Raw genomic sequence first — 13,993 nt, forward strand, 5'->3', positions numbered from 1 at the left:
AGGACGCCTGATTGCGCATCGATGCCATCACCGGCGGACCGGGTGCCGCACCTCTTCGCTTGCCCTGGTGGTGTTCGGCGCGCACCCGAGGGGAGCTGGTCATCGAGGTGCACGACCTGGAGGGCCGGCTGCCGCCGCCGTGGACCTGTTGCGCGGCAAGGGGTTCACCCTCGCCGTCGGGCAGAAGGCGCGGCTGGCCGGCACCGACATGCACATGGTCTTCGCGACCCGGTCCTGGCGCGGACGGCATCGACGAAGATGCGACCGCCGGCCGCCGTCGCAGAGCATGAAGCCACTGACCCGGCCGCCCGCTTCACCCGGGCCACCGCCGAGGCGCAGGCCCAGCTGGACGAGTACGCCGGAAAGGACGCCGATGATCAACGTGTTTCAGCCGAGCGTGGGCGCCGAGGAGCTCGCGGCCGTCGGCGAGGCCTTCGACAGCAACTGGCTGGGCTACGGCCCCCGGACGCGTGAGTTCGAGCGCGCCTTCGGCGAGCACGTCGGCGTACCGCCGGAGACGTTGCTGTTCCTCAACTCGGCCACCTCGGCGCTGGGCCTGACCGCCAAGCTGCTCGAGTTCGGTCCGGGTGACGAGGTCGTGGTGCCGTCGGTGAGCTTCGTGGCGAACGCCAACACGATCGCCGCCACCGGTGCCCGCGTGGTGTTCTGCGACGTCGACCCGCGCACCCTGAACCCGTCGGTGGGGGACATCGCCGCCTGTCTCACCCCGCGCACCAAGGCGGTGACGATCCTGCACTACGGCGGCCACCCGGGCGAGGTGGTGGGGATCGCCGAGCTGTGCCGGGAGCGCGGCATCCCGCTCGTCGAGGACGCTGCCTGCGCGGTCTACTCCCGGGTGGACGGGAAGGCCTGCGGCACTTTCGCCGACATCGGCATCTGGAGCTTCGACTCGCGCAAAATCATCACCACCGGTGACGGCGGAATGATCTACTTGCGCGATCCCGAGCTGGCCCGCCGCGCCCACCGCCTAGCCTACCACGGCATGCAGGACCGCGGCGCCTTCGCGGCGATGGCCCGCGATCCGCGCCGCTGGTGGGACCAGACCATCCACGAGGTCGGCCAGCGGCTCATTGGGAACGACATGACCGCGGCCATCGGCCAGGTCCAGCTGCGCCGCCTGCCCGGCTTTGTCGCGCGCCGCCGCGAGATCTGTGCGGCCTACGACCGGATGCTGGCGGGCCTGCCGGGTGTGCGGCTCAGCCCGCGGCCGCCCGAAGGGCACGTGTCCACGCACTACTTCTACTGGGTTCAGGTCGACCCGGCGCTGCGCGACGGCATCGCCGAGGAGCTGCTGGACAACGGTGTCTACACGACGTTCCGCTATCCGCCGCTGCACCGCGTCCCGCTCTACGGCTCGGACGCCCGCCTGCCCGGCACAGACACCGCCGCCGCGAACACCCTGCTGCTCCCGCTGCACCAAGCACTCACCGACGCCGAGGTCGAGCAGGTGGCCCGGCTGTTCCGCACGGCGGTCGAACGGCGCACGCCGGTCGTGGCTGCCTGAGAGGGGGCGCCGGCCCGCATGTAGGCGAGGCCGGCTACCTGACCGTCGGCCTGCCGCACGCCAGGCTCCAGCGGGTGCGGAATTCGCCCGCCACGCGACCGCTGCGACGAACTGCCCAACCCCGAACGACATCGTCTCGGCCCTCGATCGGCTGACCGCCCGCCACTCACCAACGGAGGCATCATGACCATCGGCGCCGACACGGTCGTCACCGAATGCACCGCCTGCCGGATCTGCGGCAACCCCAATCTGGTGCCGGTGCTGAACCTGGGGATGCAGGCCCTCACCGGCATCTTCCCCCGCCCCGGCGAGGACGTGCAGATCGCCCCGCTGGAGCTGGTGCGCTGCGATCCGAGCGGCTGCGGACTCCTGCAGATGCGGCACACCGCGGACCTGTCGCTGATGTACGGCGAGCACTACGGCTACCGCTCCAGCATCCGTCCGTTCATGGTCAACCACCTGAACGGCAAGGTAGCCACGCTCACCGGCATGGTCGAGCTGAGCCCCGGTGACCTGGTGCTCGACATCGGCAGCAACGACGCGACGCTGCTCAAGGCGTACCCGTCGAACGTCACCCGGGTGGGCATCGACCCTACCGGCGAGAAGTGGCGCGAGTTCTACCCGGACGACATCGCCCTGATCCCCGACTTCTTCACCAGGGACGCCTTCACCGAACGGTACGGCGATCGCAAGGCGAAGATCGTCACTGCGATCGCGATGTTCTACGACCTGCCCGATCCGCTCGGCTTCATGACCGAGGTACGCGACATCCTGGCCGACGACGGCGTGTGGATGATCGAGATGAGCTACGCGCTGCCGCTGCTGGAGATTCCCGCGTACGACGCCATCTGTCACGAGCACCTGGAGTACTACCAGCTGCGCCAGATCGAGTGGATGGCGGCACGTGCCGGGCTCACCCTGACCACTGCGGAGATCACCGACGTGAACGGCGGCAGCCTCTGCGTCACGCTGGTCAAAGACCCGTCGAAGCACCGGGTCGACCACGCCGGCATCGAACGCATCCGGCAGCGCGAGGCGGCGCTGCGGCTCGACACCGATCAGCCGTACGAGGCGTTCACCCGCCGCGTCGCCGGCCACCGCGATCAGGTGCGCGCGTTCTTCGACCGTTCGCGCAAGGCCGGCCTGCAGACCATCGGGTACGGCGCATCCACCAAGGGCAACGTCATTCTCCAGTACTGCGGCCTGACCACCGACGACCTGCCGTGCATCGGCGAGGTCAGCGAGGAGAAGCACGGCGCGGTCACGCCCGGCTCCGGCATCCCGATCGTCTCCGAGGAGGACGCCAAGGCCCGCCGCCCCGACCAGCTGTTCGTGCTGCCCTGGGTGCACCGACAGGGCTTTATCGAGCGGGAGCGGGAGTTCGTCGCCGCCGGCGGGAAGCTCATCTTTCCGTTGCCGTCGCTGTCGGAGCCGATCTGATGCAGGCCGGGTTTCTCGCCTCGGCGCTCGTCACCGAGGGGCCGGTCGACGCCGACCTGTTCCTCAAGCAGCGGTCCGCCTCCGCCACGTACGACGTGACGGAGGTGCCGCTGTCGTCGCTCGCCGAGTGGCGCCTGGGTGACCGGCTGGTCCACACCTCGGGTCGCTTCTTCAGCGTGGAGGGCCTGGCGATCCGTACCAACTTCGGTCCCGTGCCCGGATGGCACCAACCGATCATCGTGCAGCCCGACATCGGCATCCTGGGCATCCTGGTCAAGCGGTTCAACGGCGTGCCGCATTTCCTGATGCAGGTCAAGATGGAGCCCGGCAACACCAGCCTGGTCCAGTACGCGGCGACCGTGCAGGCCACGCAGAGCAACTACCAGCGCGTGCACGGCGGCCGGTCCACACCGTACCTGGAGTACTTCCTGCGCCCCTCGCGCGGCCGGGTGCTGGTCGACCGGCTGCTCTCCGAGCACGCGTCGTGGTACCTGCACAAGCGGAACCGCAACATGATCGTCGAGATCCCGCCGGACGTGGACGTGCCACGGCTCGACGACTTCGCCTGGCTCACCCTCGGGCAGATCCGGGGACAACTGGCCGCGGGACACGTAAACATGAACGCCCGCACGGTGCTGGCCTGTATTTCTTATGCCGGTGGCGATGGCCCGGATCCCGAGAACGACTTCCACGCGGCCGTGGTCGCGTCGCATCGCCGGAACCGCTCGGACGCCGACCTGGCCGACGCCATGACGTGGATGATCGACCAGAAGGAGGTCTACACGCTCGACGTCCGCCGCACCGCGCTGTCCGACATGGACGAATGGATCGCCGACGACGAGGGCATCCGCCACCGCGACGGCGGCTACTTCCGCATCGTCGGGTTGAAGGTCACCGCGACCAGCCGCGAAGTCAGCAGCTGGACGCAGCCGATGCTGGAGCCGGTGCCCGGCAACCTTGTCGCATTCCTCTGCCGGCGCCGGGCCGGCGCGCTCGAGTTCCTGGTGCAGGCGTTGGTGCAGCCCGGATTGACAGACAAGCTGGAGCTGGCCGCCACCATCCAGCTGGCCCCCGGCTACCGCAGCCCGTCCGATCTCCCTCCGCTGGTGGAATACCTCTCCGACGCGCGGTCACAGGTGCGGCACAACTCGGTGCAGTCGGAGGACGGCGGCCGTTTCCTGCGAGCCGACACCCGCCACGTGGTCATCGAACTGCCGCCCGGCCAGGAGGTGGACGTTCCGCCCACCCACCGCTGGATGACGCTGGGCCTGCTGGACCGCCTGGTGTCGATGGGCTACTACGTCAACGTCGAGGCCCGCAGCCTGATGGCCTGCCTTCTCTAGGAGCCGCATGGACTTCCTCCTGATCGGCAAGTCGCGCTTCGCGCAGCGGCGGGTCCTGCCCGCCGCTGCCGCGCTCCCCTTCGACTCGATCACCGTGGCGAGCCGCCGCGACGGCACGAACTGGCGCGCCCTGGCCGGCCGCAAGCCCGGCCTGGTCTACGTCTCCCTGGCCAACGGTGAGCACGCCGAGGCCGTGCTGTGGGCATTGAGATGCGGAAACCACGTGGTGGTCGACAAGCCCGCGTTCCTGACCCTGCCCGAGGCGAGGTCGGCCATGGCCCTGGCCCGAGAGTCGTCGTTGGTCCTGGCCGAGGCGACCTGCTACTCGTACCATCCGATGTTCGCCTGGGCCCGCGCACTGGACGCCACGTTCACCAAGGCCGTCGCCGTCTTCACCCCACCGGTGCCTGCCACCGATTTCCGCCATGATCGCTCGCGGGGCGGCGGGGCCTTCCTGGACACGGGCCCCTACTTCGCGTCCCTGGGCCGTGTCCTGTGGGGCGCCGAGCCGGACCGCGTCCAGGTCATCGTCGGCGATCGGGCTCCAGACGGCCTGGAACTCTCCTACAGCGTGCTGGCCGGTTATCCCGGCGACCGCACGGTCATCGGCCAGTTCGGTTTCACCACGGGCTATCGCAACGCCCTGCACCTGCTGGGCCCCGACGCCGGTGTGGACTTCGAGCGCCCGTTCTCGGCGCCGCCCGACCTCTCCCCCACCGTGCGCGTGGCCGTCCACGGCACCGCCGAGTCTCACCAGCTTCCGCCGGCCGACAGCATGCTCCTGTTCCTGACCCGGGTGCTGGAGGCTGCCGGATCGGGTTCCCGGGAGTTCGACGAGCCGCTGCTGAGCGATGCCCGGACCCGGGACCACCTCACCCGCGCCGCCGACCTCGGTCTCTCCGGAAGGGTGGATCAGGCTGCTGGGACGCGCGATTGATCGCCCGGCAGACCCGGCGGGACCCTCGTCACGGGCTCGTCTCGCTCGCGTCGCAAATGGCGTAGCGATGCATCGTGACGCCCTGCTTGAACGACCGCTGCTCGATCAGGTCGAGCTCGATGGGAACGTCGTAGTCGTCGAAGAGCGGCCGGCCGAAGCCGAGGATCGCCGGGTGGGTGAAGAGCAGCAGTTCGTCGAGAAGGCCCGCCCGGAGCAGCTGCGTGGCCAGCATCGCGCCGCCCACACCGATGGTGCCGTCGGTGGTGGCTCGGAGGGCGGCGAGTTGCTCGATAGCGTCGTCGCCGCCGATGATCCGGGTGTCGTGACCGGCGTCGTGGCGGGTGCGGGAGACGAGCACCTTGGGCTTGGCGGTCCAGATCTCGCCGTATTCACGCAGGAAGTCCGGCAGCGACACGTCCCCGCGGGCGCGTGGCCAGTATTCCTCCATGATCTCGTACATGACGCGCCCTTGGACCATGAGCGTGAGGGCGCGCGCCTGCGCGTTGAACTCGCGGTGCAGCTCCTCGTCGATGCGCAGCCACTCGCCGGCGCCGTTGTCCCCGGGAACCTGCTCGATGCGCAGGTCGAGGGACACGTTCATCCAGTACACGAAGCGGCCCATCGTCTTCTCTTCCCATAGTGATTGCGCTCTGCAACTACTATATGGAGGGCGACATACCTGTCAAGGAGGAAGCGTGGAACCACGGTCCGGGTGTCCGATCAACGCTGCCGTCGAGGTGCTCGGAGATCGCTGGTCGATGCTCGTGCTTCGCGACGTCATCTTCGGCGACCGCCGCTACTTCCGGGCGCTGCTCACCGGGTCGATCGAGGGCATCGCGTCGAACATCCTCGCCGACCGCCTGGTGCGGCTCGTCGAGGCGGGGATCCTCACCCGCGGCACCGCCGCGCGGGGGCAGCGCGCGCGCTACAGCCTCACCGAAATTGGTATCCAGACCCTTCCGATCATCTACGCGCTCGGCAACTGGGGCCTCGACTGGCGCCCGGGCGGCGACGCGCTCCGCAGCCGGCAGCAGTTCATGCGCGATGCGGGCCCGGCGTTCATCGAGGAACTCATGGACGAGCTTCGGGTCCGCCACCTGGGCGCCCCGCCGAAGCCGTGTCACGGCCCGGGCCCCTTCGAGCGCCTGAACGCCGCGTACGTCGCCGAGCGGGAACGCCTCGGCTGCGAAAGCGTGGCGGGTCCGTCAATGGATCGATGAGCCGACCCCGACACGTCGCGAGCGGCCCCGTCCGACCGTCGGACGGGGCCGTGCCCGCCGAGATCCGCCGGGCGTCACACGCCGCAGCCGGTGCGCCTGCTCTCGCAGAGCGCACCGGCTGCGCCTGGTGACGGCGCGGACCGGCTCACGATCGGCGCGCCGCCGGAACCGACCGGGTCGGGTGAGACCCCGGGCGGGCGCTACATCAACGGATTCGCACCACGCGGCCGGACGGCCAACTCCTCTAGCGTCCGCTCCAGCAGCAGGTGCGGGTCCTGCGCCTCGACCTGGCCGAGGCCCGGCGGGCAGCGGTCCCAGCCGAGCAGCCGCTGCACCTCCTCCGGCAGGGTCTGCACGGTCTCCCGCGGGACCGCGAGATACTGGTTCTCCTCCTGCCGCAGGTTGCCCAGGTCGAGCGCGACGGAGAGGCTCATCCGCGACGAGTCCGTGGTGTTGGCTCCGCCGCCGTGGTAGACACCGCCCGGCCAGAGCAGCGCGGAACCGGCGGGCATGACGGCCGGGACCGTCTCGGCGTACGCCGGCGCCCGCTCGTCGTCCCAGTGGTGACTGCCGGGGATGACCAAGGTCGCGCCGTTCGCCGCGGTGAAGTCGGTCATGGCCAGCATCAGCTGCAGCCGGCACGGTGGTCCCGGATGCCGCCACAGATGCATCGCATCGTCGCGATGCAACGGCTGCCGGCCCTGGCCCGGATCGATGCGTATCGCCTGAGTGAAGCTGATCTGAATGCTCGGCGTCACCTCCATCCGGACCTTGCCGATCCACATGTGCGTGGGCTGCTGCAGCAGGCGCCGGGCCGCGCCGAGGTACTGCGGCTGAGTGACCACGCTGGTCATGTGGCGCGGTGACCGGTGGAACAGGCTGGACAGCCGCTTGGTCTTCTGCCCGTCGTAACCACTCTCGCTGTAAGCCGAAGCCTCGAGGCCGGGCCCGAGGTCCGCCCGGAGCCCGGCGAGGGTCTCGGCGTCGACGAAGTCCTCGACGATCACCGCTCCGTCGCGTTCCAGGATCTCCACGACGTCGTCGAGCGAGGTGGCCGGGGTGACGTGGGTCAGTTCGGCCATCCCCCTCACCCCTCGACGCGGGCCAGGATGTTACGGGTGAGGGTCTCCAGGTCCGGGTCCTCGAACAGGTCGCCGATGTCGAGGGTGACACCCAGTTGCTCCTCGACCGCCGCGGCGATCTGCACGGCGGCGATGGACTGCCCGTTGAGCTCGAAGAACGTGCCCGGCTGATCGCCCAGGACATCCGTCCAGATAGCCGCGACCCGCTGGGCGATGTCCGCGGTGGCCGGCTGCTGCTGAGTGGTCATGTCGCTCCTCCTGGCAGGAGATCAGAGGTACTGGGTGTTGGGGGCGAGCCCGCAGGCCACCCGCCCGTACAGTTCGAAGTTGGTGTCGGGGTGCATGATCGCGTGCAGGTTCAGCGCCTTGATGTCGCGCTCGATGCGTTGGATCGGCACGTTGAGCTGGAGCGAGGTGCCGCCGCTAGCGCCGGCCAGCAGGTCGGCGGCCTCCTTGGCGCGCAGGCACACGGCGCCCAGGTCGAGCCGGGCCCGGGCCCGCTCCTCGAGCGTCCACGGCTCGCCGGTGGCCGCCTTCGTGTCGATCTGGTCGGCGGTCCGCAGGATGTGGAAGCCGGCCTCGTCCACCCGGATCGTCGCGCCGGCGACTTGGTGGTGGGTCAGCGGCGCGGCGCTCTGCTCGTCGTAGTCGGTGTAGGTGATCTTGCGACCGGGCAGCCGGGTGAGGAACGCGTCCCGGGCCGCCTGCGCCAGTCCGTAGGCGACCGCGCCCACCGTGGTGCAGGCGATCGGCATGAACGGCGCCCGCCACATCGGAGCCGACGGATCCTGCTGGAGCGGGTGCGCCCCGCCGATCACCGGGCCCATCGGCAGCAGCCGGTCCTCGGGCACGAAGACGTTCTCGGCCACCGTCGAGACACTGCCCGAGCCGCGCATCCCGGTGGTGTGCCAGTCGTCGATGACCTGCAGGTCAGTCATCGGGATCAGGACCATCACGGGCTCGAACTGCCCGTCGGGGGTGGGCCGGACGGCGGCGTTGACGTTCCAGGCGCTCTGCAGGCAGCCGGTGTTGAACGACCACTTGCCGTTGACCTGGTAGCCGCCGTCGACCGGCACCGCCATGGCGCTCGGGCTGAGGATGCCGCTGATCCGCACGTCCGGCTCCGCGAAGACCTCCTCGCGCACGGAGTCCGGGAACAGGCCGACCATCCAGCTGCTGATCAGCCAGACCGACGCGGTCCAGGCGGTGGAGCCGTCGCCGCGCGCCAGCTCGGCCAGCACCTCGGTGACGGTCCGCATGTCGGACTCGTAGCCGCCGAAGCGCTGCGGCACCCGCATGCGCAGCAGGCCGGAGCCGCCCAGGGCTTCGAGCGTCTCGATGCTGAGCCGCCGCTGCTCCTCCGACGCCTGCGCGTTGTTCCTCAGCAGGGGGCCGAGCTCGACCGCGCGCCGCAGCAGCTCCGCTCGTGGCAGCGTGGTGACTGTTTCCATTGATTCTCCTCGGGTCCGAACGCCGTTAGGTGTGACTCTGGCCGCTGGGGTCACTGCGACGCATCTCCTGAGCTGCTGTCTTGGCCGTCGGCCGGCGGCGTCGCCTGCTGGCCCAGTTCGGCCAGCAGGCGGCGGTCGACCTTGCCGGTCTCGTTGCGGGGCAGCGCGCGCGGCACAACCCGGAAGACCATCGGCAGCATCACGTCGCCGAAGCGCTGCCGCATGTGGGCGCGCCAGTGGGCCGGGCTCGGCCCGTCATGCGGCACGACGTACGCGGCCAGCTTGGTGACGATGCCGTCGGCGCCGGTCACGGCGAGCACGGCGCACTCGGCGATGGAGCCGTGCTCGAGCAGCACGGACTCGATCTCGGCCAGTTCCAGCCGATGCCCCTGAATCTTCACTTGCTGGTCACGGCGGCCACGGAACTCCAGCAGCCCGTCATCGCGGCGCAGGCCGAGGTCGCCGGTGCGGTACCAGGGTCCGGGACCACGGCCGGGCACGGCGCGGAAGGCCGGATCGCCGGGTTCATCGCCGAGGTAGCCCGGGGTCACGTACGGGCTGCGGACCACGATTTCGCCCACCACGCCGGACGGGCACTCGCGGTCCAGCTCGTCGAGTAGCAGCACGTCCCGGCCGGGAATCGGCCGCCCGATGGGTACGACGCCCTGGCTGGCGGGCGGAATCTGGTACCAGGTCGCGGCGACGGTCTCGGTCGGGCCGTAGATGTTGGCCAGGGCCATTCCCGGCGCCGCGGCTTGGAGTCCCTGGACCAGGCTCTCCGGGACGGCCTCGCCCATCAGCAGCAGCCGTCGCAGAGTCAGGGGCACCCGGGATCGTTCGGTGCTCTCCGTGAGCAGCTGCTGGGCGAAGCTCGGCACGGTTTGCAGGACGTCGATCCGCTCTGCGACCAGCCAGGCGAGCAGGCGGCCGGGGTGGGCGCGGACCGGATCCGGCACGGGGCAGAGCACCGCGCCGGCCACCAGCGTCGCGAAGGTCTCGCACAGCGCGGGGTCGTGGTCGGGGGCGACCCACTGCGCCACTCGCACGCCGGGGGCCAGCCCGAACTCGGTGGCGAACCAGTTGCTGAACTGTGCCAGCGCGGCGTGCGTCTGTGGCACGCCCTTGGGACGGCCGGTGGAGCCCGAGGTGTGCGCGAGGTAGGCCCAGTCCTGGGGCGAGACGTCCGGTTCGGTTGATGTCACGTCCGGCAGGGCGGTCACGTCGATCTGCGGGACGCCGGTGTGTTCGGTGTGCCAGTCGCTCAGCTCGTCGCCGGTACCGCCGGTCAGCACGGCAGCCGGGCGTACCGCGTCGAGGATGGCGCGGCCGCGCTCGCCGGCCGCGCCGGTGCCTGACCACAGCAGGAAGGCGCCGGCGCGCAGGACCCCGAGCAGTGCCGCGTACCGGTCGGGCCCGGGGGGCACTCGCACGGCGATCGGGCGGCCGGCGAGGCCGGTCAGCGCGGCGGCGATTCGTGCGGCGTGCCGGTCGAGATCGCGCGCGGAGACGGCGTTGTCACCCCACGATATGGCGGTGGCTTCGGGCGCGGCCTCGGCGCGGCGCCTGACGAGCAGGTGCACCGGCGCGCCGGGCGCGAGAACGGGTGCGGTCATGGCGGACACCTCCACTACGGTCCGGCCTCCGGACCTGAAGTCTGGCCCGCGGCGCCGGGGGAGGTCCTCTTCACGCGTGCCCGCCTGCGGGAGTTCCGAAGCAAGCGAGGAGATGCGACCGCCGGTGACGGCGCAGAGCATGAGAACCGTATGAATATCCCCGGCGCCGACCTGAGGTGGCAGGACTGATGCAGGAATCAGCCGACAAGCTCACGATCAAGCTCTGGCTGAATCGCTGGCCGATGTGGCAACAGCTCGTCGACCCGATCCGGAGACAGGCGGAGGAGTTCAACCGCAGGCACCCGCAGTACCGGGCTGTCGTCGAAGCTGTCAACGTGGGGGCCTTCCCCCGGGAGATGGCGCGGGCCGCGCGCGAGGGAACGGCGCCGCACATCGCCTCGTACCAGTACACGTATCTGCAGGAGGTCCAGGACCTCCGCGACCCGGAGGGGCGGCCGTTCTTCACCTCGGTCACCGAGGCGGTGGGCGGGCGGGCGGAGATCCTCGGTGAGCCCGTGGTCCTCGACGACATCGTGTCCAACATGCGGGCCTACCACACGTTCAACGGCGAGCTGCGCTCGATGCCGCGCAACACCTCCACCCTTCTGCTGTTCTCCAACATGGACGCGCTGCAGGCCGCCGGGATCGCCGAACCACCGGCCACCTGGTCGGAGGTGGAGGCCGCGTGCGCCGCCGTGGCCGGACGGGACGGCGCGCGTCGCGGCGGGATCACCTGGCCCAATTTCGGTTGGCTGTTCCAGCAGTCCGTGGCCCAGCAGGGCGGGCTGCTCGCCGACCACGACAACGGCCGGTCGGGCCGTAGCGAGAAGGTGTACTTCACGTCTCCGGAGATGCTGGCCTACGCGGCCTGGTGGCGGGACCTGCACCGGGCGGGCCACTACCTCTACACCGGCAAGTCGTCGGACTGGTGGGGTTGCATGGAAACGTTCGCCGCCGGGGACGCGGCGATGCTGGTCAGCACCTCGGTCGAGGCCGGGCCCATCATCCGGGCGGCCCGCAGGGCCGGGTTCCGCGTGCAGGCGGGCCCGATGCCTCACAACGAGCGGGCCGGCTACGCGGGCAGCGTCATCGCCGGTGAGTCGCTGTGGCTGCGCGACGGGCTGGACGAACGGACCCGTGACGGCGCGTTGGCCCTCATGCAGTTCCTGAACAGCCCGCGCAACGCCCGCGGCATCTACGACCACGGGCGGACGTTCATCCCCTCCACCGAGGCGTCGATCGACCTGCTCGCCAGCGAGGGTTGGTACGACCGGAACCCGCACGAGCGGGCCGCCATCGACCAGCTCCGCATGAGCCCCGACTCCCCCGCCACCCGGGGCGCGGTGCTGGGCAACTTCCTGCCCATCCAGAGCGCGGGTGTGCAGGCCATGCACGACGTGCTGGTCGACGGCGCGGACCTGGTCGCGCGATTCAGCCAGGCCAACGACCAGGCTCAGCAACTGCTTGACGAGTACGCGCGACGGGTGGATTCGGGCACCGCCAACGACGGCCAGGCGGCGCAGGCGCTGCCGCAGTCGGAACCGGAGCGGTTACGGATCGGCGCCTGACCAACCGTCCCGGTCGTCGAGGACCAGCACCGGGACCAGGCCCGCGGCCACGCCGCCAGCCGCTGTCTTCCTGAGCGAAGGCAGCGGCTGGCGGCTTTTCCGGTATGGACGACGTCCTTCGCCACGGCGTGCTGGTTAGCAGGACGTCGATGACCCGAGCGTGGCGGCGCGCCCGCGCCCCCGACCAGCGCGGGCCGGCCCGGCCGACCGCCGCCTCCGACCTGCCGGCGCCGCCGAGGGCGAAGGAGCGGGCGCAGGGTGGTGCGATGCTCACCAACCCGTGCTGACGGGCCATCGCCCGATGGTCAGGTCCAGCCCGGCAGGCATGTGCCGCACGCCCTGGTTGCGGATGCAGGTGGACCGTGGTCGCACCGGGTGTGCGAGGCACGGCCGCGGCGGGGACGCACGCTCAGCGGCCGGGCAAACGGGGGCGCACCGGGCGAGGACACGGATCCAGTCGCGGATCCGTGTCGTCGATCCGGTGCGCCCCGCCCGGTCGCCTCAGCAGGCGGGCGATGTCCGGGGCCGGCCGCCCTGGACGGACCTCAGCGCCACGATCGCCGTCACCGGCGCTCGCTCTGCAGCCGCAGCTGGGTGTAGGCGCGGTTGGCCATGGTGGTGAGCAGCACGGCGGAACTGACGTGGGTGCGTCCGGTGGAGAGGTCCCGCCAGACCCGTTCGAGACGTTCCCCCTCACGCACGGACGTGCTGCCGCCCGTCGGCTGGATGATCTCGTCGACGGCCCGCCAGGCCAGCGACGTGGCCTCTCGACAGGTCAACGCGATCCGCAGGTCCTCCTCGGCGGTAAACGCTCCGAGCGGTTGCTCGGACAGCTCGTGCCAGCGCCGCGCCGTGGCAAGCACGAGCGTCTCGGCGGCGTCGATCATGCTGCTGGCCTGCCCGTACCAGAGCTGGAAGTCGGGGTCATCCACCCTGGGCGGGAACGGCGGGAGGATCGTGGGGCGGGAAAACATCAACTCCGTGTACGCGTCAAGCGCGCCCTGGCACATGCCGACCGCGATGTGTGCGCCCTCCAGGGCCATCGAGCTGGCCGGCGCGCCGCCGTACTGCGGGTGCTCGTGCAGGTCCCGCCCGGGGGTGCCGCCGGTCACCGAGATTTCCTCGAAATTGACCTCCAGGCCGAAGTGGCTGGGGATGTGTCCGTCGGAGATCCGGATGCTGTGCGACCCGCTGCCCTTGAGGCCCAGCTGCCAGCCCCAGTCGTCGAGCATTTCCCACTGATCGCGGGGCGCGATGAACAACAGTGGGCGTGGCGGTTTCCCGTCATCGTCGACGATCATCGTGTTGCCGATCAGGTGGGTCGCGTACGGCGCGCCGGAGCAGTACTTCCAGACGCCGTTCAGGATCCAGCCGCCGTCCGCGGCGCGCCGGGCTGTGCCGTGCGGGGCGTTGACGAGGGGCGCGATGAAGTCGCCGCCACTGAAGATCTCGGCCTGCGCCTTCTCCCCGAACATGCTGCCGGCGAACAGCGAGTGCGCCGCGCCCAGGCAGTACATCCAACCGGTCGACGCGCAGGCCCGGGTCAGGATCATCACGATTTGCAGGAAGGTGTCGAAGCCGAACTCGTAGCCGCCGTAGCGCTTGGGCACCGTGATGCGGTAGAAGCCGGCGTCCCGGAACGCCCGATGGGTGTCCTCGGCGTAGTAGGTTCGCTCCTCCGTCTCACGCTGGCGGGCCACCAGGGCGGGCGCCATGGCCTTGGCCCGCTCGATCAGCATGGCCGGGGTGACGTCGGGCTCGGATGGCAGGGCCGTGCCCTGCACGTCGTTCGCGGTGACGGTCATGGTGTCAAC

At 70.4% G+C, this 13,993-nt stretch carries 13 protein-coding genes; 7 read left to right on the top strand and 6 right to left on the bottom strand.

Features of this window, described 5'->3' with window-relative positions; all coding sequences use genetic code 11:
• Positions 1–373 precede the first annotated feature (373 nt).
• The 4 genes from ACY34I_RS25410 to ACY34I_RS25425 all read left to right on the top strand — a co-directional run bounded on the left by ACY34I_RS25410 (position 374) and on the right by ACY34I_RS25425 (position 5,245).
• The gene (locus ACY34I_RS25410) at positions 374–1,525 is read left to right on the top strand and encodes a DegT/DnrJ/EryC1/StrS family aminotransferase (protein WP_462757528.1); all 1,152 of its coding nucleotides are present in this window, start codon (positions 374–376) and stop codon (positions 1,523–1,525) included.
• 183 nt (positions 1,526–1,708) lie between these two features.
• Positions 1,709–2,965 (top strand): class I SAM-dependent methyltransferase, encoded by a 1,257-nt coding sequence (locus ACY34I_RS25415; protein ID WP_462757529.1) that lies wholly within the window; start codon positions 1,709–1,711, stop codon positions 2,963–2,965.
• Complete coding sequence (locus ACY34I_RS25420; protein ID WP_462757530.1) at positions 2,965–4,308, top strand: NDP-hexose 2,3-dehydratase family protein; 1,344 nt, start codon at positions 2,965–2,967, stop codon at positions 4,306–4,308. Before ACY34I_RS25415 ends, ACY34I_RS25420 begins: the two co-directional genes overlap by 1 nt.
• A 7-nt stretch (positions 4,309–4,315) precedes the next feature.
• Entirely contained in the window at positions 4,316–5,245 is a 930-nt protein-coding gene (locus ACY34I_RS25425; protein WP_462757531.1) for a Gfo/Idh/MocA family protein, read from the top strand.
• Between the two features lie 28 nt (positions 5,246–5,273).
• On the opposite strand, the gene ACY34I_RS25430 is transcribed toward ACY34I_RS25425, so the two are convergent.
• Entirely contained in the window at positions 5,274–5,867 is a 594-nt protein-coding gene (locus tag ACY34I_RS25430) for a dihydrofolate reductase family protein (RefSeq protein WP_462757532.1), read from the bottom strand.
• 73 nt (positions 5,868–5,940) lie between these two features.
• Here ACY34I_RS25430 and ACY34I_RS25435 point away from each other — a divergent pair, with 73 nt between their 5' ends.
• On the top strand, positions 5,941–6,465 hold the full coding sequence (locus ACY34I_RS25435) for a winged helix-turn-helix transcriptional regulator (RefSeq protein ID WP_462757533.1): 525 nt from the start codon (positions 5,941–5,943) through the stop codon (positions 6,463–6,465).
• A gap of 200 nt (positions 6,466–6,665) precedes the next feature.
• On the opposite strand, the gene ACY34I_RS25440 is transcribed toward ACY34I_RS25435, so the two are convergent.
• From ACY34I_RS25440 to ACY34I_RS25455, 4 genes are read right to left on the bottom strand one after another with little or no spacing between them, the layout of a single operon-like run.
• Positions 6,666–7,547, bottom strand: coding sequence for a phytanoyl-CoA dioxygenase family protein (locus ACY34I_RS25440; RefSeq protein ID WP_462757534.1), 882 nt, complete (start codon positions 7,545–7,547; stop codon positions 6,666–6,668).
• 5 nt (positions 7,548–7,552) lie between these two features.
• On the bottom strand, positions 7,553–7,795 hold the full coding sequence (locus ACY34I_RS25445; RefSeq protein ID WP_148801213.1) for a phosphopantetheine-binding protein: 243 nt from the start codon (positions 7,793–7,795) through the stop codon (positions 7,553–7,555).
• Positions 7,796–7,816: 21 nt separating this feature from the next.
• Positions 7,817–8,998, bottom strand: coding sequence for an acyl-CoA dehydrogenase family protein (locus tag ACY34I_RS25450; RefSeq protein ID WP_462757535.1), 1,182 nt, complete (start codon positions 8,996–8,998; stop codon positions 7,817–7,819).
• A 50-nt stretch (positions 8,999–9,048) separates the two neighbouring features.
• Entirely contained in the window at positions 9,049–10,611 is a 1,563-nt protein-coding gene (locus ACY34I_RS25455) for an amino acid adenylation domain-containing protein (RefSeq protein ID WP_462757536.1), read from the bottom strand.
• A gap of 188 nt (positions 10,612–10,799) precedes the next feature.
• Here ACY34I_RS25455 and ACY34I_RS25460 point away from each other — a divergent pair, with 188 nt between their 5' ends.
• Both ACY34I_RS25460 and ACY34I_RS25465 read left to right on the top strand, forming a co-directional pair.
• Positions 10,800–12,179 (top strand): extracellular solute-binding protein, encoded by a 1,380-nt coding sequence (locus tag ACY34I_RS25460; protein WP_462757537.1) that lies wholly within the window; start codon positions 10,800–10,802, stop codon positions 12,177–12,179.
• Positions 12,180–12,328: 149 nt separating this feature from the next.
• Positions 12,329–12,466, top strand: a complete 138-nt coding sequence (locus tag ACY34I_RS25465) for a hypothetical protein (RefSeq protein ID WP_462757538.1) — start codon at positions 12,329–12,331, stop codon at positions 12,464–12,466.
• Positions 12,467–12,742: 276 nt separating this feature from the next.
• Here ACY34I_RS25465 and ACY34I_RS25470 read toward each other — a convergent pair whose 3' ends face one another.
• The gene (locus ACY34I_RS25470; RefSeq protein ID WP_462757539.1) at positions 12,743–13,984 is read right to left on the bottom strand and encodes an acyl-CoA dehydrogenase family protein; all 1,242 of its coding nucleotides are present in this window, start codon (positions 13,982–13,984) and stop codon (positions 12,743–12,745) included.
• Positions 13,985–13,993: the final 9 nt, after the last annotated feature.

It is taken from the genome of Micromonospora sp. RTBAU3-60, assembly GCF_054963695.1.